The organism is Paraburkholderia sp., from assembly GCF_050742655.1.
Lineage (GTDB): Bacteria > Pseudomonadota > Gammaproteobacteria > Burkholderiales > Burkholderiaceae > Paraburkholderia.
Genome location: NZ_JBOIGG010000001.1, coordinates 235,465 through 257,429, shown reverse-complemented (window position 1 = coordinate 257,429; position 21,965 = coordinate 235,465). Strand labels below are relative to the sequence as shown.

The following is a 21,965-nucleotide window of genomic DNA, read 5'->3' as shown; positions in this document are numbered from 1 at the left end:
GCTTCGATCAGGCGTTGGCCGGCTCTTTCAGCACGGTCCATTCGATCGGTACCGGATCGGCCTGAGACGACCCGAGCCACGCGGCGCCGTCCTGCACCGTGCATTGCAGGCGCATCGTGCGTTCGGCGAGGCGGCCGAGCGACGCGGCCACTTCGTCGGCGAGCGACCAGACGGTCACGTTGCGCAGGCGGTCGACCTTGCCGCGCACGCCCTGCCACCAGATATCCGACGTGCGGCCGCCATACGCGATCACGATGACTTCGCTCGCGCGACCGCTCGCCTTCGCGATTCGCCGTTCGTCCGGCTGCCCGACGTCGATCCACGTTTCGATGGCGCCGGTCAGGTCCTTTTGCCACAGATCAGGCTCGTCGATATCGGACAGGCCTTTGCAAAACTCCAGGCGTTCCTGCGCAAACAACGCGAACGCCGCGACGCGGACCATCATCCGTTCGTCGGTTTCGGACGGGTGACGGGCGATCGTCAACGCATGGTCGGCGTAGTAATGCCGGTCCATGTCGGCGATCTGCAGATCGGCTTTATAGATGGTCGATTTGAGAGCCATGCGACACCAGAAGCCCCCGTGAGGGCCGAAGAAAATGGGGAGATCGACGGCGTGCCGTCGTCTTTCGATGAGCATTTATCGTGCCGTTGTCATACATACGGCAGGCGCGCGTGATGATACCCAATGTGCGGGGCGCGTGGAGCAAGCCCGTCGAACTGTCACAGAAGAGTCGCTGCGCGCGGCGGGCGCAAATGAAAAGCGGCCGGGAATTTTCCCGGCCGCTTTTACACGCATCCGCTCACACCGATCCGAAAAGATCAGTTAAATCCGCTCCCCGGTTTATCGGCTCGATGCCACCGGGATTTACCGGCGTTACGGCTTGATAAACCGGTCGTTGGTCCAGAGGCCTTGCGTATCGCTGTTGCCGGAATTCACGAATTCGATATCGTGACCGACGACGCGCACTACGCGGAAACTCGCATTTTCCGGTGTCGAAAGACACTGGTAGCCGGAGAAGAACTCCTGCATTTTCTGCTGTTCACCTGCCTGCGCATGCTGGTTGACCGCGTCCAGATTGTCCTTGGACAGACAGCCATATGCGTTCGGCTTGAATTGAATAGTCTGCAGCGGCTTGACGACGACGTCCTGCGCCTGCACAGCCGATGCGACAGCAAATCCCGCCACTGCAAAAAGAAGAGCAATACGCTTGATCATGTTCAGCCTCCGTGCGGATGATTGCTCAGGTTAGCTATGTATTTAACTTCAATGGGGCATCCGCACCTTGCACTTTAGGAAACGCAGCGCCGAGCACAAGCACATCTTGTGTGCGACCGCAACAGTGGCGAATTGTCGCACCTGCTCCTGTAAAGGTTTTAAGCCCGTTGGCGAGACAAAAAGACGCAGTGGCGCAATACGTCGACAATCGAAATGCGTAATTAGAGCCTTTAATGGCAATGGTTTACGCCGTTGATTCGCGTAAACGCGGAGAGGCAATTAAGCGGCTTAATACAAATGCGGAAAAACGTGACGCGGCGCACACAAAGTCGTTTGGCGAATTAAGCGTGGGAACCGGTTTTAGGAATAAAAAAAGATGCCAGGTCCGTTTGCCGGACCGGGAAGAAGCCACGCGACGGGTACTTGCAACGGGCCGCGGTTCGTGGATAAATCGGCTCTCCTCAGGAGATAAAACTATGACATTCGCCCACTGGCTTCCGTTCGCGATCGCTTCGGCGATTCTCGTCGCGATCCCCGGCCCGACGGTTCTGCTCGTGATTTCGTATGCGCTCGGCCATGGCCGCCGCTACGCGCTGGTGACGACCGCCGGCGTTGCGCTTGGCGACATTACCGCGATGACCGCGTCGATGCTCGGGCTCGGCGTGCTGCTCGCGGCCTCGGCGACGCTCTTTACCGCGCTGAAATGGGTGGGTGCCGCGTACCTGATTTACCTCGGCATCAAGCTGTGGCGTGCGCCGGTTGTCGCGACCGATGAGTCGTCCATGGCCGAAACCCGTGCGGGTCGCATCTTCGCCCATGCGTATGCGGTCACCGCGCTGAACCCGAAGAGCATCATCTTTTTCGTCGCGTTCGTACCGCAGTTCATCGATCCGCATGCTGCCGCGTGGGCGCAAATGGTCATCTTCGAGGCGACGTTCGTGATTCTCGCGACGTTGAATTCGCTCGGTTATGCGTTGATCGCGTCCGCGGCGCGGCGCGCCATTCGCAGCGCCCGCGTGCAGCGCACGATCAACCGCACCGGAGGCACGCTGTTGATCGGCGCGGGTATTTTCGCTGCCGTATGGAAGAAAGCCGCCGCGTAAGCGCGCGCAGCGCGGGCGCGCTTCACTGCGGCGCCCGCGTGCGGGCGAAGAAGTCGCGCTGGAACATGCACATGCGCAACGCGTTGTGATACGCGCCGTTGCCGAAGAATTCCTCGATCAGCTCCGCTTCGTGCACGAAGCCCCATTTTTCGTACACGTGGATCGCGGCAGCATTCGATTTATCGACGATCAAATAGATCTTGCGCATATTCAGCACGGAGAACGCGTAATCGACGGCGAGCTTCGTCGCGATCGATGCGTAGCCGTGGCCCTGCGCACGCGGGGCGATGATGATCTGGAATTCGCCGCGCCGGTGGATGTAGTCCAGTTCGATCAGCTCGACGAGGCCGACGGTTTGCCCGGTGACGTCGATCGCGACGAAGCGCCGTTCGCGCTGATCGTGCACGTGCTGATCGTAGAGCTGAGAGAGTTCGGAGAAGGTCTCATACGGCTCCTCGAACCAGTAGCGCATGATTTTTGCGTCGTTGTTCAGGCCGTGAACGAAGCGCAGATCGTCGCGCTCGAGCGGCCGCAGCGTCAGGTCGGTGTGGCGTTCCGTGGTCATGGATTTCCCTGGCGATATTGGGTTATATGGACGAATTGCGCCGTACGGGACGACGGCAAGCCGAATTGTGCCAGCGCATGCAGGGTTAGGTGCCCGCGAATGCCAGAGGTTCGCCGGGCATTGCGTGTGCGATGTGGCACGGGCCCCGCATGGGTTGCTGCGGTGCGGTTTTGCGCGGCGGTCAGCGTCGCGTTGTCGCAGGTGCAGGAGCCGTGTTTCGCGCGATATGAGCGGCGGCGCACGCGAACCTCGCGCCGTCCGCCTACAATGAAGTGACAGCTTGTACAGATCGGGAGGCCATCGTGGTCGAGCACCTGATATTGGGCGCGTTTCTCGTCGTCCCGTTACTGATCGTCGCGTTTCTGTTTTCCGACGAGCTCTGGCAAGAGCATCGGGAGCGCGAGCAGTTGCCGCGCCAGCGGCGCATCGATTGGCGCCATCCGATCCGCAGTCTGCGGCATCCGCACTAACTGTTTTCGCGCACGTCTGCGAACGATGCTGCAAAACACGCGCGCAAAAAAAAGCCGCAGCGTTCGTGAGACTGCGGCTTAACCACACACGTAACGCCCTGCATGCACGTCACCTGGACAGTGTGAAAGCGACCGCCATCTCAGGCAAGCTTTTAAGCGGGGAGTTAACCATCTTTGACGTTCCGGACGCTTGCGGCTGGTCGCATCCGATCGGGGTTCATCTGCGTAAAGAGCAGTGAAGGGCGCGCGAACAGGTTGCGGCCCCATCGGTTTCGCGTTCGAGGAAAACCCGCACATGCCGCCCGATTCCGCTTGCGAGCGCTCCGTTCGCTCCTTCTGATCATGTCCGTGCTGCTCGCTGCATCGATCGCGCTCGCCGCGTTGGCGCTGGTGTTCTTCGCCGTCTGGCGATGGCAATTGCGCAGCCTCAATGCCGGCATGATCGACCCGGTTTGGGCCGCGTCGCTGGGTGGCGTCGCATTGCTCTATGCGCTGGCCGGCACCGGCGATCCATCGCGGCGGATTGCGGTCGGCATCGGTGGGGCGTGCTGGGGTGCGCGCCTCGGTTTTCATCTGTGGCGGCGTAACGCTGGCAAGCCCGAGGACGCGCGATATCGTCGGCTGCGCGAAGAATGGGGTACCGAGGCACCGCGACGGATGCTGGGATTTTTCCTCGTGCAGGCGGTCGCGTCGTCGGTGCTGGCCATATCGTTTGCTGTGCCCGCGTACACGCGCGGCAGGTTGCCGGCGGTACTCATCGCGGTGGCCGTTGCTATCTGGATCGTCGCAGCCGCTGGCGAGGCGCTGGCCGACCGGCAGCTCGCCGCCTTCGTCGCGCAGCCGGCGAATCGCGGCAAGGTCTGCCGCGCAGGCTTATGGCGCTATTCGCGGCATCCCAACTATTTCTTCGAGTGTCTGCATTGGCTCGCGTATGTGCCGCTCGCCGCAGGCAGCGCATGGATCGCGCTTGGCATCGTGCCGCCGTTGCTGATGATCTGGCTGCTGCTGCGAGTCTCCGGCATTCCGATGCTCGAAACGCATCTCGCCCAGAGCCGTCCCGAGTACCCCGACTATGTGCGCACGACCTCTGCGCTCATCCCCTGGCCTCCGCGTAAAACGCGCGCGGATTCCACGCGACTCGCCGCAAAGGAATGAATCGTGACTGCTTCGACTACCGGTAACGAATTGACGCCACCGTCCACACGCGATGGCTGGCTGATCGAATGTTGCGAGCGCGGCTGGTTGCCCGACGCATTGATTCGCCTCGGCATGCGTTCGCTAATGCGGCAGCGTCTGCGCGACGAAGGCGCCGATGATCCCGAGGCGAGCGCGGTTCGACTCATGCAGCTCGTCGACGAACTGCGCGCAAGCCCGATCGCGGTCGGTACCGATGCGGCGAACCGCCAGCATTACGAACTGCCCGCGGCGTTCTTCAATGCCCATCTGGGGCCGTGTCTGAAGTATTCATGCTGCCTTTATCCGACGGGCAAAGAGACGCTCGCAGAAGCCGAAGAAGCGATGCTCGAACTGTACGTGCAGCGTGCCGGTCTCGCGGACGGTCAGACAATTCTCGATCTCGGATGCGGGTGGGGCTCGCTGTCATTGTGGCTGGCCGCGCGTTTTCCGGCGGCACGGATCACGGCGCTGTCGAATTCGCACGGGCAACGGGCGTTCATCGACGCGCGCGCGGCTGCGCTAGGATTGAGCAACGTAACGGTGCTGACCGGCGACATCGTCGACTTCGAATTCGCCGATATGCCGGCCGAGGGCCGCTTCGATCGCGTGATCTCGATCGAGATGTTCGAGCACATGAAAAACTACGCACGCCTGCTCGAGAAAATCTCGCGCTGGATGCGCGCCGACGCGAAGCTCTTCGTGCATGTCTTCGCGCATCGCACGCTTGCGTATCCGTTCGAAACGCACGACAGCAGCGACTGGATGACGAAGTACTTCTTCACCGGCGGCACGATGCCGTCCGAGGCGCTGCTGCTGCACTTCCAGACGCATCTGCACGCGACGCATCACTGGTGGGTGAGCGGCACACATTACGCGCGCACTGCGAACCATTGGCTGGCTGCGCTCGATGCGGCACGTGACCGCGTGCTGCCGCTATTCGCGGCGACGTACGGCGAACGCGATGCGGCCATCTGGCTGCAGCGCTGGCGGATGTTCTACATGGCGGTGGCGGAGCTGTTCGGCTATGCGCAAGGCCGCGAGTGGGGCGTCGCACACTATCTGTTCGATCGACGCTGACGCGCATGGTATTGCCGTATCAGCGAGGCGCGTCGCTCGCGGCCGTGCCGAGCAGATGCCGGCGCAACTGCGGCGCGCGTGTGCGCGGATCGAGCCAGATCGCGAAGAACGCGCGCGCGAACGCGTCGTCGTCGATTTCTGCAGTGAGCCGGTCGTTCGCATAGAAGCGCACGCCGCGTCCTGGTATGAATGCACCGCAAAGCGTATCGCCGGGCTTCACATCGACGAATGCGGCGAGCATGTTGGCGTGCCAGCGCTCGCGTGTCGCTGCCGGCAGTGGGGAAGCCGCGAGCCGCTCGATTTCCGCGAGGCCCGTTTCGGCGAGGCGCGTCTTCGCGATGCTGCGGCTATACTCGATGACGAGCGCGAACGGCGATTTCGTCGACAGCGTCGCAGTGGCGCTCCACAGCTGTGCGTCGTACACGCAGAAACCGATGATGCAGAACGAACCCTCGCCCAGTTCGCTTGCCGGTGCGATGTCGTCCTTGCAGTCTGCCCACGCAGATGAGCCACACCATGCAAGCAGCAGAAACAGCAAGAGCGAACGCGCACGCACGTCAATCCCCATGCGTTAGCAGGAAGTGCATGACGCCCGTGCGCTGCTCCAGAAAGCCAGCCTCGCAATACGCGAGATAAAGCCGCCATGTGCGGATGAAGAGTTCGTCGAAGCCCTGCGCGCGGACCGCGTCGAGCTGCGCTTCAAATGCGGCGCGCCAGTGCCGCAGCGTGTGCGCATAGTCGTTGCCGAACGACAGCGACTCGTGCGCGCGCACGCCTGCACGACGCGCCGCGCGAACGAAGCGTTCGGCGCTCGGCAGCATGCCGCCGGGGAAAATGGTTTCGCGAATGAAGTCACTCGAACTGCGGTACGCGGCAAAGCGCGCGTCGTCGATCGTGATCGACTGCACGAGCGCACTGGCGCGGGGTGCGAGGCAGCGCTTCACCTTCGAGAAGAACGTCGGCCAGTAGCGTTCGCCGACGGCCTCGAACATCTCGATCGATACGATCGCGTCGTACTGCCCGTCCAGATCGCGATAGTCCTTCAATTCGAGGCTCGCGTAGCGCTCGAGGCCTTCCGCGGCGACGCGCATGCGTCCCAGTTCCAGTTGCTCGCGCGACAGCGTGACGCCGTGCACGTAAATGCCGAGCCGTGCCGCGTGCAGCGCGAAACCGCCCCAGCCGCAGCCGATTTCGAGCACACGCATGCCGGGTCGCAGCAACAGCACGTCGACGATGCGTTGATACTTCGCGTGCTGCGCGGCTTCGAGCGTGCGGGTCGCATCGTCTTCGAACAGCGCGCTCGAGTAGGTGAGCGTCGGGTCGAGCCACAGTGCGTAAAACGCGTTGCCGATGTCGTAATGCGCGTGGATGTTGCGGCGGCTGCCGCCGCGCGTGTTCGCGCGCAGCCAGTGCCGCAGTCCGTACCACGCGCGCGCGGGCAGGCTACCCGTCACCGTGCGCGGCAGCGCATGTTCGTTGACTAGCGCGAGACGCACGAGCGCGACCGGGTCGGGCGTGTCGAGCCAGCACGCGCGATACGCGTCGGCGAAACCGATGTCGCCTGCACGCAGGATCGCCGCGCACGCGCGCCAGTCGTGCAGCAGGAGATGTGCGCCGTCCGGCGCGTGCGGATCGCCGAATGTGCGCTGCGTGCCGTCCGGCAGCGTGACGAGCAGGCGGCCGCGACGCAGGCGTCCGAGCATCGCGAGAAAGAGGCGGGCTGTCGGCGGCGTTTCACCGGTCGGCAGGAAAGTGCGAAGGAACGTCATGGTCTCGTTGCTCCGGTCGACGGGGGATGCTTGCCGTAGAACGGCACCCTCTTGATAGCGAGGCGCAGTGCCTGCCAATGAATGCGAGCGACGACCGCGACCGTCATCCACGGCTGACGCAGCAGCGCGGCGAGTGCGGTCGTGCCGGTGAGCGGTTGCTTGCGTAGCGCAATCGACGTGTGGATTAGGACGGCTCCGTCGGCGTGGTCGTCGTGATAGTCGATCGAGATCGACGCGCGATCGGCGCTTTCGCGGACGCGAAACGCGTAGTCGCCCTGCACGTCGCAGAACGGCGACACGTGCAGCACCTTGCGGCACGCGAGCGGTGTATGCGCGTCGATCGGACCGCCGTCCGGCGCGCCGAGCAGATAGCAGTGGCGTTCGCCGAAGGTGTTGCGCACTTCGGCGACGAGCGCGCGCAGGTGCGCGTCGTCGTCGTAGCTGAACCAGAAGCTGACGGGATTGAACGCGTAGCCGAACACGCGCGGGAAGGTCTGCAGCCACAGCGGTCCCTGAGCGTGCAGGCCAGCCTGCGCGAGGCGTGCGCGCATCCATGTGGCGGGATCGCCGCCGTCACACGCGCCGTAGTCGGCGGCGCGCAGACTCAGCGGCGCGAAGCGGTCGATGCCGAACCACCAGCAGTCGAGTTCCGCGAGCCGCGACATGTCGCAGCGCACGCAGAACACCGGGTACGCGAATCGATGCCGGACGGGCCGCAGCCGCGCATGCACGACGCGGCCGAGCAGCAGCAGCGGTCCGTTGGCCGTCGCGCTCATGGCGTGGCCCATGCCGGCTGCACGCCGAAATCCGCGGCGACGCGCAACGCCGACTTCAGGCCGTCCTCGTGAAAACCGTAGCCGGTCCACGCGCCCGCGGACCACGTCCGGCGGTGACCCTGGAGCGTGGGCAAACAGGCCTGCGCATCGATTGCCGGCTGATCAAGCAGCGGATGATCGTAGACGAAGCGCCGCAGTTCCGTACCCGCCGCTGGTTGTGCGACCGGGTTCAGGGTCAGCACGACAGGCTGGCGGAACGGCAGCGGCTGCAGCCGGTTCAGCAGATAGCTGACGCACACAGGCCGCGCGCCGTCGACCGGTTCGCCATTGCGGGCGCTCACGTAATTCCACGCGGACCATACGCGTTGCCGGCGCGGCAGCAGCGTCGTGTCGGTATGCAGGACGGCGACGTTCGGTTGATAGCGGAATGGCGCGAGCGTCTGTTGTTCGAGTTCGTCGGCGTCGCGGAGCAGTCGCAGGCTGTCGGGTGCGTGCGTCGCGAGCACGACTGCATCGAAGCGTTCGGTGCCGGTCGGGGTCGTCAGCGTGACGCCGGATGCGTCGCGCCGCAGATCGACGACCGGCGATGCGGTGCGCACGTCGTCGAGCGTGCGTACGATGCGCTGCACGTAGTCCCGGCCGCCGCCTTTGACGGTTTTCCACGTCGGGCGTCCGGCGACCTGCAGCAGCGCGTGATTCAGACAGAAGCGCAGGAACGTCGCGGCCGGAAAGCGCAGCACATCGGCCGTCGCGCACGACCAGATCGCCGCGGCCATCGGCAGCAGATAGTGCTCGCGGAACGGCGCGCCATAGCCGCCCGCGCCGAGCAGCTGGCCCACCGATCCTCCGCTGCGCGCGGCCGCCGCGAGATGGGCGGGTGCCTGCGCGTTGAACCGGACGATGTCGCGCAGCATCCCGACGAACGCAGGCGACAGCAGGTTGCGTCGCTGCGCGAACACCGTGTTCAGGTTCGTGCCCGCCCATTCGAGGTTGCCGCGATCGACCGAGACTGAAAACGACATCTCGCTATCAACAGCCTCGACGCCCAGTTCGTCGAACAGCGCGATCAGGTTCGGATAGGTGCGGTCGTTGAAGACGAGAAAGCCGGTGTCGACCGGATGCGTGAAGCCGTCGAGTTCGACGTCGACGGTATTCGTGTGGCCACCCGGCGAGGCAGCCGCTTCGAACAGCGTCACGCGATGGTGGCGTGCGAGCAGATAAGCGCTCGCGAGTCCGGCGATACCGGCACCGACGACTGCCACGCGGCGGCCGGGCTCGCACATGTCGGACGCGTGCGTCATGGCCGGCACTCCGGCAACGGGCCGGCGGCGCGGCGAGGGCAGGGATGAAAACGAGGGGCGCGCATCATGCGCTATATACGCGCCGCCTCCGGGACTGGATGCGGCGGTCGACGGCAGCGATGCGGAGGCGTCAGGTGGCAGGCACCAGCTTGCCGACGAACAGTACCGGACCGCTCGGCCCGGCGGGATTGGTGGAGCCGCCCGGCGGCTCGAGTGACACCGCGAGCTGCGCATAGGCGTGCGGGTCGTGGCGCGCGGCGATCGTGCCCGCCACGCCTGCCGGCAGCAGGCCGAGTGATACCGGATGACCTTGCGTCGGCAAGCCCCACAGTTCCATTGCCTTGCCGGCGGGCGTCTCGACCGGTACAAGTGGATGCATCGCGACGGTCCGCTGCTGCTCGTTCCACGTGACGAGCAGTGTCGCGTGGCCTTGCGTGTCGTTCAGCACCGCGACCTGCAACTGGCCGGCGGATGTTGCGGCTTCCTGGCGGGCGACCGGCACCGGCTCGAACAGATTGCGTACCGGGGCGACCAGGGCGACGACGACGGCGGCCACCGCGCATGCGGATGCGGCGACTGCCCAGGCGCGCCAGAACGTCGCGCTGCGGCCAGCCGGCCGGACCGGTGCAGCTTGCGTCGTTTCGCTGCGCAGGCGATGCGCGATCGCGGTCCACACCGACGGCGGCGGCGCAACGGGCTGCGCCAGTTCCGCCATCGCGTCGAGCCGACGTTGCCAGCGTTCGAGTGCGATGCGCACGACCGGATCGCGCTCCGCGTAACTGCGCAGCCGGCGCCGCGCGCCGCCGCGCAGCGTGCCGAGCGCGTATTCGCCGGCGAGCCGGTCCAGCAGGTCGGGGTAGCGGCGCAAGTCCATCAGACCTCTCCCAGACAGGCGCGCAGGCGCTCGAGCCCGCGCCGGATCCATGACTTCACTGTGCCGAGCGGAGCCTTGAGGTTGTCGGCGATTTCGCCGTGACTCTGATCGCGGTAGTACGCGAGCGCGATGGCCTGGCGCTGCGAGCCTTCCAGCCGCTCGATGCAGCCGGCGAGGCGACGCGCTTCACCGCTCAGCCGCGACTGGTCGGCTGGGTCGGGCTCGCTGCCCGGGACCCGCTCGTCGAGTTCGTCGATCCAGCCGGTTTCGGCGGCATTCTGCCGCCGCAGGTAGTCGAGCGCGCGGTTGCGGACGATTGTCGCCATCCACGTCTGCGGAGCGGACAGGGTCTGCTGGTAGTCACCGGCGAAACGCCAGATGTTGATGTACGCGTCCTGTAACACTTCCTCGGCCCATTCGTGCTTACCGAGTATACGCAGCGCTACCCCGAACAGTTTCGACGACGTGGCGTCGTACAGAGTTTTGAGCGCCGCGGCGTCGTGTCTCGCGACGCCTTCCAGCAGCGGCGCCAGGGTTTCGGCGGTCCGGTCGGGTGGGGTGGGCATGGGCTCGATGGTTTTTTGGGCTACTTTCCGATGCAAAACCGGCTAAAGATCACCCCAAGCAGATCATCAGACGTGAACTCGCCGGTAATCGAATTGAGCTGCTCCTGTGCGAGCCGTAGCTCTTCCGCGAACAGATCGAGTGCCTGGGCGTTCTGATCCGCGTGTTGCGCGGCGAGCGCAAGATGTTCCTGCGCTGCCCGCAACGCGATCAGATGACGCTCTCGCGCAAGGTACAAACTTTCCTGACCCGCCTGCCAGCCGGCGATTTGCAGCAGTTGCTCGCGCAGCAGTCCGATGCCGTCGCGCTGCTTCGCCGACAGCCGTACTTCGCGCACGTCGTTGCCCGCGTTATCAGCTAGTGTGACGGCGGCCGGCTGCCCCGTCAGATCCGTCTTGTTGACCACGCGCACGACCGGCACGCCGGCGGGAAAACGCGCGGCGATGAGTTCGTCCCCGGGCGTCATGCCACTGCGCGCATCGAGCAGATGCAGCACGACGTCCGCGCGCTCGATCTCGTTCCACGTGCGCGCGATGCCGATCTTTTCGACTTCGTCTTCGGTGTCGCGCAGGCCAGCCGTGTCGATCACATGCAGCGGGATGCCTTCGATCTGGATCGTCTGCGCAACCTTGTCGCGCGTCGTGCCGGCGATCGGCGTGACGATCGCGAGCTCGGCGCCGGCTAGCGCGTTCAGCAGCGACGATTTGCCGACGTTCGGCTGTCCCGCCAGCACGACCGATAACCCTTCGCGCAGCAACGCGCCCTGCTTCGCGTCGACGAGCACGCGCGCGATCTGTTCGCGGATGCGCGCGAGCTTGCCGCGCGCATCCGCGGCCTCGAGAAAATCGATCTCTTCTTCGGGGAAATCGAGCGTTGCCTCGACCAGCATGCGCAGCGTGATCGTCTCTTCGACGAGCGCGTGGATGTCGCGCGAGAACGCGCCATCGAGCGAACGTCCCGCGGAACGCGCGGCCGCCTCGGTGCTTGCCTCGATCAGGTCGGCGACCGCTTCGGCCTGCGCGAGGTCGAGCTTGTCGTTGAGAAACGCGCGGCGCGTGAACTCGCCCGGTTCCGCGAGACGCAAACCGAACGCGCGTCCGGCGGCGAGACAACGTTGCAGCACCAGTTGCAGAACGATCGGACCGCCGTGTCCCTGCAGCTCGAGCACGTGTTCGCCGGTGTACGAGTTCGGCGCGGGGAAATACAGCGCGATGCCGCGATCGAGCGCCTCTCCGTTGCCGTCGAGAAACGGCACGTAGCTCGCGTGCCGCGGAGCCAGTGTCTGGCCGGTCAGCGCCTGCATCAGCGGTTGCGCGACCGCTTCGCCCGCGCGGCCGAACGAGATCCGCACGACGCCGATTCCACCCCGGCCCGGAGCGGTAGCGATGGCGACAATCGGATCGGAGTCGGTGGCGAGCATGGTGCGGGGGAGATAAGAAAAGACAGCGACGGCGTGACGCGACGCATTGTAACGCGCACGTCTTCCGCACCTGGCCGGAAGAACTAGGAAATATCTTAATTGAGATAACGACGTCTGTTTGGCGAGCAGACAGAGTGGTGCGACAGGTACCGGGAAGCCGCGTTATAAAAGCCATTGCACCGGCTGTACGAGCATGCGTTAATGGGTGGCGGCGTCGGCAGCTTGAGCTATATGTTGCTAATATGAGATAAAAATATCGCAACTGGTTGTCGGCGGTGCGCAGTGGGAATGCACAATCGCGCCATGCCCACCGCCGAAGAAAAAGCGGCCTTTGCCGAGCGTCTGCAATTCGCGATGCGTCGCGTGTCCGAGAACCCGCACGGGCCGACCGAGCTCGCGCTGCATTTCAATCTGCGCTATCGCGGCGCGCAGCCGATCTCGCCGCAAACCGCGCACAAATGGCTCAGCGGCCGCACGATCCCGACCGTCGACAAGCTGAAAACGCTTGCCGACTGGTTCGCCGTCGATCTGCACTGGCTGCACTACGGACCGCCGCCCGGTGACGCGAAACGCACGGTGCCGAAGCCCCGTCCGCGTGGCGAAAAATATCCGCTATCGCCGGAAACGCTCGAACTCGCGACGAAGATCGAAGCGCTGACGCCGCATCACCGCTACCTCGTGCAGGAACTGATTTCGCAGTTCTACGGCGACGCCGACAAGGAATAATCGCGACGCGACGCCCCATGAAAAAACCGCCCGGTTTGCGCCGGGCGGTTTTTTACTGGCGGGAAAGACGGCTGCGGATCAGGCCGCTTTCTCTTTCTTCCCCGTGCCCATCATCCGCGTGATGTAGTACTGCTGCGCGATCGACAGCACGTTGTTCACGACGTAGTACAGCACGAGGCCTGCCGGGAAGAAGAAGAACATGACCGAGAACGCGATCGGCATGAACATCATCATCTTGGCCTGGACCGGGTCCGGCGGCGTCGGGTTCAGGCGCGTCTGCAGGAACATCGACACGGCCATCAGCACCGGCAGGATGTAGAACGGGTCTTGCTGCGACAGATCGTGAATCCAGAGAATCCACGGCGCGCCGCGCATTTCGACCGACGACAGCAACACCCAGTACAGCGAGATGAACACCGGAATCTGGATCACCACCGGCAGACAGCCGCCGAACGGATTCACCTTCTCGGTCTTGTACAGCTCCATCAGCGCGCTGTTCATCTTCTGCGGATCGCCCTTGAAGCGTTCGCGCAGCGCCTGCATGCGCGGCGTGATTGCCTTCATCCGCGCCATCGACTTGTAGCTCGCCGCCGACAGCGGGAAGAACACTGCCTTGATCAGCAGCGTGAGCAGCACGATCGCCCAGCCCCAGTTGCCGACGTAGCCGTGGATCTTTTCGAGCAGCCAGAACAGCGGCTTCGCGATGATCGTCACCCAGCCGTAGTCCTTCACGAGTTCGAGGCCCGGCGCGATGCCTTCGAGCATCCGCTCTTCTTCCGGACCGGCGAACAGGCGTGCGGACACATCGGCGGACTGGCCCGGCGCAATCGTCGCGACCGGTTCCTTGACGCCCACGCGATACAGCTTCGGATCGATTTTCTCGACGTAGATGTCGCGCTTCACGCCCTGCTGCGGAATCCACGCGGTCGCGAAGTAATGCTGGACCATCGCGATCCAGCCGTTGTCTGCCGAGGTCGCGTAATCCTGCTTGTTCTTGTCGACGTCGCTGAAGGACATCTTCTGGAAGTGGTGCTGTTCCGTGTAGACGGCCGGCCCGATGAACGTGTGCGAGAAGCGCGGCGTTTCGACGGGCTGGCTGTCGCGCACGAGCTCCATGTAGACCGTCGGCGTGACGGGCACCGTGCCGACGTTGACGATCTTCGTATCGACGCCGATCACGTAGCTGCCGCGCGTGAACGTGTAGGTCTTCACGACCTTCACGCCGCCCTTCACCGGCGATTCGAAGCTCAACTGGAACGACTTCGCATCGCCCGTCAGCGCGTGCGGCTGGTCGGCGACCGGCGTGAAGATGTCCGTATGGTTCGGGAAATCGCCGCCGAGCAGGCCAGTGCGCGCGAGGTACGTGTGGTCCGCGGTGTGGTCGAACAGCGTAATCACGAGGTCCGGCTGCTTGCCGTCGCCCTGCTTGACGAGCGACAGCTTCGACAGCGTGCCACCGCGCGTATCGATTTCGCCGCTATAAACGTCGGTGCTGAACGGCACCAGCTGGGCCTGCGCGGCCGGCGCCGTGTTACTACCGGGCGCCGCTGCGGTGCTGGCCGCCGGCAGGTCGGCCGGCTGGGTTCCCGGGGTCGTCGTGCCCGGCGCGGCGCTGGCGACGGTGTGCGTCGGCGTGGCGCTCGGGAAGAACATCGACGGGCGTCCATGGTCGCGCTGCCAGTTGTCGAACAGCATGACCGCTGACATGAAAAAGATGACCCATAGGACGGTGCGTTTGATATCCATGCGTTGTCTCAGTGTCGGGGGAACGGCGCGTCAGCGCTTTTCAGAAGTGGGAGGCGGGACGAGATCGATGCCGCCCGCCGAAAACGGGTGACAGCGGCACAGGCGCCTGGCGGCGAGGTAAGTTCCGCGCGCGGCGCCATGATACTGGATTGCTTCACGCGCGTAATCGGAACAGGAAGGATAAAAACGGCACCGGTTGCCGAGCAGCGGACTGACGGCAACCTTGTAAAAACGCAGCAATGCGATGAGTACCGTTTGCATGGCTTGAGCGGCCGGGCGGCGAGGCGTCGGGCGGGGTAACAGCGCCGGTTGTCCGGCGGCGCGCGCGTGGCGGTTGCGCGTCATGGTGTCGCAGCCGGCGGTACGGGAGGCGCTTCTTCGCGCCGGGCGATCTCGCGTGCCGCCTTGTCGAGCAGCATGCCGATCTCGTCGCGGCACAGTGTCCGCAGCGGCGGTGACGAGGCACTTGGCAGCGCCTTCCTGTCGATGCGCGTATGCAGACGCAGCAGCACGTCCCATCCTCCGAAGTCCGCGCGCCGCAGCCGGAAGGCTTCGCGGGCGATGCGCTTCACGAGATTGCGGGTGACCGCGCGCGGCGCATGCTTCTTGCCGATCACGAGCCCGAGACGCCCTTCATTGCCGGTCGGGCGGCCATAGACGACGAAATGCGCGGAGCGGCGCCATGGGCGCAAACGAAAAACGGATGAGAATTCATCCGTTTTCAGCAGCCTTGCGGCTTTGGGGAAGGCGGCTTGCACTGGCAACGGAATCGAACCCTGCTGCGTCGCGTGAGCCGCTCCCGCTGAAGCGCGGGTGCCGGACACGGCGCGCAATCCGCTCGGAGCAGCCTTAGATCGCGAGGCGCTTGCGGCCCTTCGCGCGGCGTGCGTTGATGACCTTGCGGCCACCCGCAGTCTTCATGCGAACGCGGAAGCCATGGGTGCGCTTGCGGCGCGTCACGGAAGGTTGGTAAGTACGTTTCATGTTGCTCTCACTTATCGAGAATGGACCGCGCGAGCATCGCAGGGAGCGCAATGAACGGTGGTGCTGGAAATCGGGTTTTGCGGAACCCGCTATTTAAGCCGGTTTTCTCTTGGCCGTCAATAGCTTAGAGGCGCGTTCCACAGCCGCCGGGGCGCGCGGCGCGTTGATCCGGCCCTGTGGATAACTCTCCTTTCGGCGCCGGTTTGGCGTTAGAATCTCGCCTTAATCCCAAGAATCCTGCACGACGCCCCGGCTCGCCTGCTTCCCGCAAACCCTTGTGGTGCAAGCGCCTGGGGCCGTTCCGTCTTGCTGCTCCGGGCCTCGTTGCGCAGCGCGCGACAAGGAAGCGGCAAGCGGGCCGCCGTGCACATAACGATAGCAACTCGATGAACGAATTCTGGCAACACTGTTCCGCATTGCTGGAGCGCGAATTGACGCCCCAGCAGTACGTGACGTGGATCAAACCGTTGGCCCCGGTCGCCTTCGACGCCGATGCGCATACGCTGAGCATCGCCGCGCCAAACCGCTTCAAGCTCGACTGGGTCAAGAGCCAGTTTTCCGGCCGGATCACCGATCTCGCCCGCGATTTCTGGCATGCGCCGGTCGACGTGCAGTTCGTTCTCGATCCCAAAGCCGGTCTGCGCGCGCCCGTTGCGTCGGCGCCGGCGCGTGCTACTCCCAGCACATCCGCCGGTAACGGCAACGGCGGCCTCGCGGCCGTCGGCGCCGCGGTCGGTGCCGTGCAGGCGGCCCATGCCGCACGTTTCGGCAACGGCGCGGCACAAGTTCCGAACGGCGCCGCGCGTCATGGCACCGACGACGCAGCCGATCTCGACCTACCCAGCCTCGATGCGAACGAAGCCGCTGCGGCGCGCCGCACGTGGCGCCCCGGCTCGGGCCCGGCCGGGGGCGGCGAGAGCGACTCGATGTACGAGCGCTCAAAGCTGAACCCGGTTCTCACGTTCGATAACTTCGTCACCGGCAAGGCCAACCAGCTCGCGCGGGCGGCTGCGATCCAGGTCGCGGACAATCCCGGCGTGTCGTACAACCCGCTGTTCCTGTACGGCGGCGTCGGGCTTGGCAAGACCCATCTGATCCACGCGATCGGCAACCAGCTGCTGATGGATAAAGCCGGCGCGCGCATCCGCTACATCCACGCGGAACAGTACGTGTCGGACGTGGTGAAGGCGTACCAGCGCAAGGCATTCGACGATTTCAAGCGCTACTACCATTCGCTCGACCTGCTGCTGATCGACGACATCCAGTTCTTCTCCGGCAAATCGCGCACGCAGGAAGAGTTCTTCTACGCGTTCGAGGCGCTCGTTGCGAACAAGGCGCAGGTCATCATCACGAGCGACACGTATCCGAAGGAAATCTCGGGCATCGACGACCGGCTGATCTCGCGCTTCGATTCCGGCCTCACGGTCGCGATCGAACCGCCCGAACTGGAAATGCGCGTCGCGATCCTGATGCGCAAGGCGCAGTCCGAAGACGTGAGCCTCAACGAGGACGTCGCGTTCTTCGTCGCGAAGCATCTGCGCTCGAACGTCCGCGAGCTCGAAGGCGCGCTGCGCAAGATTCTCGCGTACTCGAAGTTCCACGGCCGCGAAATCTCGATCGAGCTGACGAAAGAAGCGCTGAAGGATCTGCTGACGGTGCAGAACCGGCAGATCTCCGTGGAAAACATCCAGAAAACGGTCGCCGACTTCTACAGCATCAAGGTCGCCGACATGTATTCGAAGAAGCGTCCGGCGAACATTGCGCGGCCGCGGCAGATCGCGATGTATCTGGCCAAGGAACTGACGCAGAAGAGCCTGCCGGAAATCGGCGAGCTGTTCGGCGGCCGCGATCACACCACCGTGCTACATGCGGTCCGCAAGATCGCCGACGAGCGTGGCAAGGACGCGCAGCTGAATCACGAACTGCACGTGCTCGAACAGACGCTGAAGGGGTAAGCGGTGTCCGCTCCGATGGAGCGCGGCCTCGGGTAACGGGAACACGCAGGGAACGCAAAACGGAAAGCAGGACGTGCCAGAACGGCGCGAAAGGGATGCCGCAGGCGGAGGCGATAAAAGCGGCCTGTTTATTTCGTGGAACGTCCCCATTTTAGGGAAGCGGTTTCGTTTTCAGGCACAATACAGGTTTAACCGCCCGGCGGTCGCGGGGCGGATTTTCAAGCCGTGGGTGGCGCTGCATGATTGGCGCCGGCAGGGGGCCGCAGGCGCGCGGCGGTGAGCCTGGCGAGGCGCGCAGGCCGTCATATCAACGAAGGAAATCTATGCAACTGGTCAAGACCGAACGCGATAACCTCCTCAGGCCGCTGCAAACCGTGAGCGGCATCGTCGAACGCCGCCACACGTTGCCGATCCTCGCCAATCTGCTGATCACCAAGAGCGGTTCCGACGTGTCTTTCCTGTCCACGGACCTCGAACTGCAGATCACCACGCGCGCCGATTTCGGCGTGGGCGGCGAGTCGATTGCGACCACCGTCGCCGCGCGCAAGCTGCTCGACATCCTGCGTGCGATGCCTGAGGGCCAGGTGAGCCTCACGCTGTCGGACAAGCGCCTCACTGTCCAGTCGGGCAAGAGCCGCTTCGCGCTGCAGACGCTTGCCGCGGACGAATTCCCGACCGTCGCGCAGGCAAAAGATTTCGGCGCGAACCTGTCGGTGCCGCAAAAGACGTTCCGCCAGTTGCTCGGCATGGTCCACTTCGCGATGGCGCAGCAGGACATCCGTTATTACCTGAACGGGATGCTGCTCGTGGTCGACGGCGACCAGTTGATGGCGGTCGCGACCGACGGCCACCGCCTCGCGTATTCGTCGATGAAGATCGACGGGTCGTTCCCGCGCCAGGAAGTGATCATCCCGCGCAAGACGATTCTCGAACTGCAGCGTCTGCTCGAAGACATCGACGACACGCTGGCGATCGACATCGCCGCGACCCAGGTGAAGTTCACGTTCGGCCAGGTCGAACTGGTATCGAAGCTCGTCGAAGGCAAGTTCCCCGACTTCCAGCGCGTGATCCCGAAGTCGCACAAGAACACCTTCCTGATCGGCCGCGAAGAACTGCAGCGCTCGTTGCAGCGTGCGGCGATTCTTACGTCGGACAAGTTCAAGGGCGTGCGCTGCATCATCGAGCCGGGCCAGCTGAAGATCATGTCCACGAACGCGGACCAGGAAGAAGCGCAGGAAGAACTCGAAATCGCCTACCAGGGCGATACGGTCGATATGGGGTTCAACGTCACGTATCTGCTCGACGTGCTCGCGAACCTGAAGGTCGACATGCTGCAGGTCAGCCTCGGCGACGCCAGTTCGAGTGCGCTCATCACGATTCCCGACAACGAGGAATTCAAGTACGTAGTGATGCCGATGCGTATCTGACGCAATCAACAATAAGAACACACCAAGGGGCGCAGCGCCCCTTTGGCGTTTTTATGGTGTTTTGAAAGTCCTTAGAGCAGCAACCAGGCAGTAACGCAGAACCGGAAAAAATCCATGACTGAAACGAACAATTCGCAACCCGATAACAGCTACGGCGCCTCGTCCATTCAGATCCTCGAAGGTCTGGAGGCCGTCCGGAAGCGACCGGGGATGTACATCGGCGATACCTCGGACGGCACCGGTTTGCACCACCTCGTATTCGAAGTGCTCGACAATTCGATCGACGAAGCGCTGGCCGGACACTGCAACGACATTCAGGTCTTCATCCACGCGGACAATTCGATCTCCATCACCGACAACGGCCGGGGCATCCCGACCGACGTGAAGCTCGACGACAAGCATGATCCGAAGCGCAGCGCCGCCGAAATCGTGATGACCGAGCTGCATGCCGGCGGCAAGTTCGACCAGAACAGCTACAAGGTGTCGGGCGGCCTGCACGGCGTCGGCGTGTCGTGCGTGAACGGACTGTCGAGCTGGCTGCGGCTGACCGTGCGCCGCGGCGGCAAGAAGCACTTCATGGAGTTCCATCGCGGCGTGCCGCAGAACCGCGTGATCGAGATCGTGGACGGCGTGGCCGTTTCGCCGATTCAGGTCATCGGCGACACCGAGAATCGTGGCACCGAAGTGCACTTCATGGCCGACGACACGATCTTCAACAACATCGAATACCACTACGACATTCTCGCCAAGCGGATCCGCGAACTGTCGTTCCTGAATAACGGCGTGCGCATCCGCCTGACCGATCACCGTACCGGCAAGGAAGACGATTTCGCATTCGTCGGCGGCGTGAAGGGTTTTGTCGAATACATCAACAAGACGAAGTCCGTGCTGCATCCGACCATTTTTCATGTGTCTGGCGAGAAGGATAACGTCGGCGTCGAGGTGGCGATGCAGTGGAACGACAGCTACAACGAAAACGTGCTGTGCTTCACGAACAACATTCCGCAACGCGACGGCGGTACGCACATGACCGGTCTGCGCGCGGCGATGACGCGCGTGATGAACAAGTACATCGCCGATCACGAGATCGCGAAAAAGGCGAAGGTCGAGACGTCCGGCGACGACATGCGCGAAGGGCTGTCGTGCGTGCTGTCGGTGAAGGTGCCCGAGCCGAAATTCAGCTCGCAGACGAAGGACAAGCTGGTGTCGTCCGAAGTGCGCGCACCGGTCGAAGAAGTGGTCGCGAAGGCGCTCGAGGAATTCCTGCAGGAAACGCCGCTCGACGCGAAGATCATTTGCGGCAAGATCGTCGATGCCGCGCGTGCACGCGACGCCGCGCGCAAGGCGCGCGAGATGACGCGACGCAAGGGTGTGCTCGACGGCGTCGGTTTGCCGGGCAAGCTCGCCGACTGCCAGGAGAAGGACCCGGCGAAGTCGGAGATCTACATCGTCGAGGGCGATTCGGCGGGAGGGTCCGCGAAGCAGGGCCGCGACCGTAAATTCCAGGCCATCCTGCCGCTGCGCGGCAAGGTGCTGAACGTCGAGAAGGCACGTTACGACAAGCTGCTTTCGTCGGAACAGATCGTCACGCTGATCACCGCGCTCGGCTGCGGCATCGGCAAGGAAGACTACAACCTCGACAAGCTGCGTTACCACCGCATCATCATCATGACCGACGCGGACGTGGATGGCGCGCACATCCGCACGCTGCTGCTGACGTTCTTCTATCGGCAGATGCCTGACATGATCGAGCGCGGGTTCGTCTATATCGCGCAGCCGCCGCTGTACAAGATCAAGGCGGGCAAGGACGAGCGGTATCTGAAGGACGAGTCCGAGCGCAACGCGCATATGCTGCGCCTCGCGCTGCAGGGCTCCGATCTCGTGCCGGCGGAAAACGCGACGCCGATCGCCGGCGATGCGCTCGGTGAACTCGCGCGCTCGTATCTGCTGGCGCAGGCAGTGGTCAACCGGTTGAGCCGGCTGTACGACGAGCAGTCGCTCGAGGCAGTGATGGACGGTGTCGTGATCGACCTGTCGGACGAGGCTTCGACGGAGCGCTCGGCGCGCTCGCTCGAGACCCGGCTGCGCGACGATCCGCTGAAGCCTGAGGTGTCGGTGTACGCGATGTACGACCCTGTACGCGAGCTGCGGTCGCTGCGCGTCGAGCGCCGGCATCACGGCAACCTGAAGATCTCGGTGCTCGACGAGGAATTCCAGCTAACTGCGGACTACCAGCAGCTCGTGACCACGGCGAACACGTTCAACGGGTTGATCGGCGCGGGCGCGGTGATTCGTCGCGGCGAACGCAGCATGGCCGTCACCAACTTCAAGAACGCGATGAAGTGGCTGATCGCGGATGCTGAGCGCAACGTGACGATGCAGCGCTACAAGGGCCTCGGCGAGATGAATCCCGGGCAGCTGTGGGAAACGACGATGGACCCGACCGTACGCCGCCTGCTGCGTGTGCAGATCGAAGACGCGATTGCGGCGGACGGCATCTTCACGACGCTGATGGGCGATGATGTGGAGCCGCGGCGTGCGTTCATCGAGTCGAATGCGTTGAGGGCGGGGAATATTGACGTTTGAGGGTTGTTGTAGTGTCGGGTGCCACAGATAGCGAAACAACCCGACTGTCCGTCGAGAACAAACGCCCGGCATGACCGGGCGTTATCTTTGACGGATTGCTCGACTGCGTCGAACAGACGAGCCGACAAGCCGCTTACGCAGCACAACAAAACGGTATCGCGGCGGAATATTCGCCGCTACCGGTCGTTTACCGCCTACGCATCGTCCGCACTTGCTTGCGTATCCCATCG

The 21,965-nt window shown here is 63.8% G+C and carries 22 protein-coding genes; 8 read left to right on the top strand and 14 right to left on the bottom strand.

The genetic code is table 11. The annotated features are described in order from the left end of the window. Positions 1-7: 7 nt before the first annotated feature. Positions 8-562: a YaeQ family protein gene (locus ACREXZ_RS01085; RefSeq protein ID WP_431762166.1), complete on the bottom strand. Its 555-nt coding sequence runs from the start codon at positions 560-562 to the stop codon at positions 8-10. Positions 563-874: 312 nt separating this feature from the next. Next, entirely contained in the window at positions 875-1,216 is a 342-nt protein-coding gene (gene sap1 / locus ACREXZ_RS01080; RefSeq protein WP_431762165.1) for a surface attachment protein Sap1, read from the bottom strand. Positions 1,217-1,692: 476 nt separating this feature from the next. Here sap1 and ACREXZ_RS01075 point away from each other — a divergent pair, with 476 nt between their 5' ends. After that, positions 1,693-2,319: a LysE family translocator gene (locus tag ACREXZ_RS01075; protein WP_431762164.1), complete on the top strand. Its 627-nt coding sequence runs from the start codon at positions 1,693-1,695 to the stop codon at positions 2,317-2,319. 22 nt (positions 2,320-2,341) lie between these two features. On the opposite strand, the gene speG is transcribed toward ACREXZ_RS01075, so the two are convergent. Continuing rightward, on the bottom strand, positions 2,342-2,884 hold the full coding sequence (gene speG, locus ACREXZ_RS01070) for a spermidine N1-acetyltransferase (protein WP_431762163.1): 543 nt from the start codon (positions 2,882-2,884) through the stop codon (positions 2,342-2,344). A 302-nt stretch (positions 2,885-3,186) separates the two neighbouring features. Between speG and ACREXZ_RS01065 the strand changes: the two genes are divergently transcribed. The 3 genes from ACREXZ_RS01065 to ACREXZ_RS01055 all read left to right on the top strand — a co-directional run bounded on the left by ACREXZ_RS01065 (position 3,187) and on the right by ACREXZ_RS01055 (position 5,607). Next, the gene (locus ACREXZ_RS01065; RefSeq protein WP_431762162.1) at positions 3,187-3,354 is read left to right on the top strand and encodes a hypothetical protein; all 168 of its coding nucleotides are present in this window, start codon (positions 3,187-3,189) and stop codon (positions 3,352-3,354) included. 342 nt (positions 3,355-3,696) lie between these two features. Continuing rightward, positions 3,697-4,509, top strand: coding sequence for a DUF1295 domain-containing protein (locus tag ACREXZ_RS01060; RefSeq protein ID WP_431762462.1), 813 nt, complete (start codon positions 3,697-3,699; stop codon positions 4,507-4,509). A 3-nt stretch (positions 4,510-4,512) separates the two neighbouring features. Next, on the top strand, positions 4,513-5,607 hold the full coding sequence (locus ACREXZ_RS01055) for an SAM-dependent methyltransferase (RefSeq protein ID WP_431762161.1): 1,095 nt from the start codon (positions 4,513-4,515) through the stop codon (positions 5,605-5,607). 19 nt (positions 5,608-5,626) lie between these two features. Here the strand turns inward: ACREXZ_RS01055 and ACREXZ_RS01050 are convergent, their stop codons facing one another. From ACREXZ_RS01050 to mnmE, 7 genes are all read right to left on the bottom strand, one after another. Next, positions 5,627-6,163 (bottom strand): chalcone isomerase family protein, encoded by a 537-nt coding sequence (locus tag ACREXZ_RS01050; RefSeq protein ID WP_431762160.1) that lies wholly within the window; start codon positions 6,161-6,163, stop codon positions 5,627-5,629. Position 6,164: 1 nt separating this feature from the next. Continuing rightward, positions 6,165-7,376 (bottom strand): class I SAM-dependent methyltransferase, encoded by a 1,212-nt coding sequence (locus ACREXZ_RS01045; protein ID WP_431762159.1) that lies wholly within the window; start codon positions 7,374-7,376, stop codon positions 6,165-6,167. Further along, positions 7,373-8,152, bottom strand: coding sequence for a DUF1365 domain-containing protein (locus ACREXZ_RS01040; protein WP_431762158.1), 780 nt, complete (start codon positions 8,150-8,152; stop codon positions 7,373-7,375). The genes ACREXZ_RS01045 and ACREXZ_RS01040 overlap by 4 nt, the downstream gene beginning before the upstream one ends. Beyond that, positions 8,149-9,453 carry an NAD(P)/FAD-dependent oxidoreductase gene (locus ACREXZ_RS01035; protein ID WP_431762157.1) on the bottom strand — a complete coding sequence of 435 codons (1,305 nt, stop codon included), beginning with the start codon at positions 9,451-9,453 and terminating at the stop codon, positions 8,149-8,151. The genes ACREXZ_RS01040 and ACREXZ_RS01035 overlap by 4 nt, the downstream gene beginning before the upstream one ends. A 130-nt stretch (positions 9,454-9,583) precedes the next feature. Beyond that, the gene (locus ACREXZ_RS01030) at positions 9,584-10,327 is read right to left on the bottom strand and encodes an anti-sigma factor (protein ID WP_431762156.1); all 744 of its coding nucleotides are present in this window, start codon (positions 10,325-10,327) and stop codon (positions 9,584-9,586) included. Continuing rightward, entirely contained in the window at positions 10,327-10,893 is a 567-nt protein-coding gene (locus ACREXZ_RS01025) for an RNA polymerase sigma factor (protein WP_431762155.1), read from the bottom strand. The genes ACREXZ_RS01030 and ACREXZ_RS01025 overlap by 1 nt, the downstream gene beginning before the upstream one ends. A 20-nt stretch (positions 10,894-10,913) precedes the next feature. Further along, on the bottom strand, positions 10,914-12,311 hold the full coding sequence (gene mnmE / locus ACREXZ_RS01020; RefSeq protein ID WP_431762154.1) for a tRNA uridine-5-carboxymethylaminomethyl(34) synthesis GTPase MnmE: 1,398 nt from the start codon (positions 12,309-12,311) through the stop codon (positions 10,914-10,916). 303 nt (positions 12,312-12,614) lie between these two features. Here mnmE and ACREXZ_RS01015 point away from each other — a divergent pair, with 303 nt between their 5' ends. Then, positions 12,615-13,037: a transcriptional regulator gene (locus ACREXZ_RS01015; RefSeq protein WP_431762153.1), complete on the top strand. Its 423-nt coding sequence runs from the start codon at positions 12,615-12,617 to the stop codon at positions 13,035-13,037. A gap of 78 nt (positions 13,038-13,115) precedes the next feature. Here the strand turns inward: ACREXZ_RS01015 and yidC are convergent, their stop codons facing one another. From yidC to rpmH, 4 genes are all read right to left on the bottom strand, one after another. Beyond that, complete coding sequence (gene yidC, locus ACREXZ_RS01010; RefSeq protein WP_431762152.1) at positions 13,116-14,783, bottom strand: membrane protein insertase YidC; 1,668 nt, start codon at positions 14,781-14,783, stop codon at positions 13,116-13,118. A gap of 30 nt (positions 14,784-14,813) precedes the next feature. Beyond that, complete coding sequence (yidD, locus tag ACREXZ_RS01005; RefSeq protein WP_431762461.1) at positions 14,814-15,044, bottom strand: membrane protein insertion efficiency factor YidD; 231 nt, start codon at positions 15,042-15,044, stop codon at positions 14,814-14,816. Between the two features lie 80 nt (positions 15,045-15,124). After that, entirely contained in the window at positions 15,125-15,616 is a 492-nt protein-coding gene (gene rnpA / locus ACREXZ_RS01000; RefSeq protein WP_431762151.1) for a ribonuclease P protein component, read from the bottom strand. Positions 15,617-15,632: 16 nt separating this feature from the next. Next, positions 15,633-15,767, bottom strand: a complete 135-nt coding sequence (rpmH, locus tag ACREXZ_RS00995; protein ID WP_004198824.1) for a 50S ribosomal protein L34 — start codon at positions 15,765-15,767, stop codon at positions 15,633-15,635. 386 nt (positions 15,768-16,153) lie between these two features. Here rpmH and dnaA point away from each other — a divergent pair, with 386 nt between their 5' ends. The 3 genes from dnaA (at position 16,154) to gyrB (ending at position 21,735) form a co-directional block, all read left to right on the top strand. Then, the gene (gene dnaA / locus ACREXZ_RS00990; protein WP_431762150.1) at positions 16,154-17,722 is read left to right on the top strand and encodes a chromosomal replication initiator protein DnaA; all 1,569 of its coding nucleotides are present in this window, start codon (positions 16,154-16,156) and stop codon (positions 17,720-17,722) included. A 323-nt stretch (positions 17,723-18,045) separates the two neighbouring features. Then, positions 18,046-19,149: a DNA polymerase III subunit beta gene (dnaN, locus tag ACREXZ_RS00985; protein ID WP_431762149.1), complete on the top strand. Its 1,104-nt coding sequence runs from the start codon at positions 18,046-18,048 to the stop codon at positions 19,147-19,149. A 114-nt stretch (positions 19,150-19,263) separates the two neighbouring features. Continuing rightward, on the top strand, positions 19,264-21,735 hold the full coding sequence (gene gyrB / locus ACREXZ_RS00980; protein WP_431762148.1) for a DNA topoisomerase (ATP-hydrolyzing) subunit B: 2,472 nt from the start codon (positions 19,264-19,266) through the stop codon (positions 21,733-21,735). Positions 21,736-21,965 lie beyond the last annotated feature (230 nt).

Excerpts from the sequence above, each read along its gene's own strand:
- ACREXZ_RS01085 (WP_431762166.1), bottom strand. The coding sequence starts at position 562 with ATGGCTCTCAAATCGACCATCTATAAAGCCGATCTGCAGATCGCCGAC.
- sap1 (WP_431762165.1), bottom strand. The coding sequence starts at position 1,216 with ATGATCAAGCGTATTGCTCTTCTTTTTGCAGTGGCGGGATTTGCTGTC.
- ACREXZ_RS01075 (WP_431762164.1), top strand. The coding sequence starts at position 1,693 with ATGACATTCGCCCACTGGCTTCCGTTCGCGATCGCTTCGGCGATTCTC.
- speG (WP_431762163.1), bottom strand. The coding sequence starts at position 2,884 with ATGACCACGGAACGCCACACCGACCTGACGCTGCGGCCGCTCGAGCGC.
- ACREXZ_RS01060 (WP_431762462.1), top strand. The coding sequence starts at position 3,697 with ATGTCCGTGCTGCTCGCTGCATCGATCGCGCTCGCCGCGTTGGCGCTG.
- ACREXZ_RS01045 (WP_431762159.1), bottom strand. The coding sequence starts at position 7,376 with ATGACGTTCCTTCGCACTTTCCTGCCGACCGGTGAAACGCCGCCGACA.
- ACREXZ_RS01040 (WP_431762158.1), bottom strand. The coding sequence starts at position 8,152 with ATGAGCGCGACGGCCAACGGACCGCTGCTGCTGCTCGGCCGCGTCGTG.
- ACREXZ_RS01035 (WP_431762157.1), bottom strand. The coding sequence starts at position 9,453 with ATGACGCACGCGTCCGACATGTGCGAGCCCGGCCGCCGCGTGGCAGTC.
- ACREXZ_RS01030 (WP_431762156.1), bottom strand. The coding sequence starts at position 10,327 with ATGGACTTGCGCCGCTACCCCGACCTGCTGGACCGGCTCGCCGGCGAA.
- ACREXZ_RS01025 (WP_431762155.1), bottom strand. The coding sequence starts at position 10,893 with ATGCCCACCCCACCCGACCGGACCGCCGAAACCCTGGCGCCGCTGCTG.
- mnmE (WP_431762154.1), bottom strand. The coding sequence starts at position 12,311 with ATGCTCGCCACCGACTCCGATCCGATTGTCGCCATCGCTACCGCTCCG.
- ACREXZ_RS01015 (WP_431762153.1), top strand. The coding sequence starts at position 12,615 with ATGCCCACCGCCGAAGAAAAAGCGGCCTTTGCCGAGCGTCTGCAATTC.
- yidC (WP_431762152.1), bottom strand. The coding sequence starts at position 14,783 with ATGGATATCAAACGCACCGTCCTATGGGTCATCTTTTTCATGTCAGCG.
- yidD (WP_431762461.1), bottom strand. The coding sequence starts at position 15,044 with ATGCAAACGGTACTCATCGCATTGCTGCGTTTTTACAAGGTTGCCGTC.
- rpmH (WP_004198824.1), bottom strand. The coding sequence starts at position 15,767 with ATGAAACGTACTTACCAACCTTCCGTGACGCGCCGCAAGCGCACCCAT.
- dnaA (WP_431762150.1), top strand. The coding sequence starts at position 16,154 with ATGAACGAATTCTGGCAACACTGTTCCGCATTGCTGGAGCGCGAATTG.
- dnaN (WP_431762149.1), top strand. The coding sequence starts at position 18,046 with ATGCAACTGGTCAAGACCGAACGCGATAACCTCCTCAGGCCGCTGCAA.
- gyrB (WP_431762148.1), top strand. The coding sequence starts at position 19,264 with ATGACTGAAACGAACAATTCGCAACCCGATAACAGCTACGGCGCCTCG.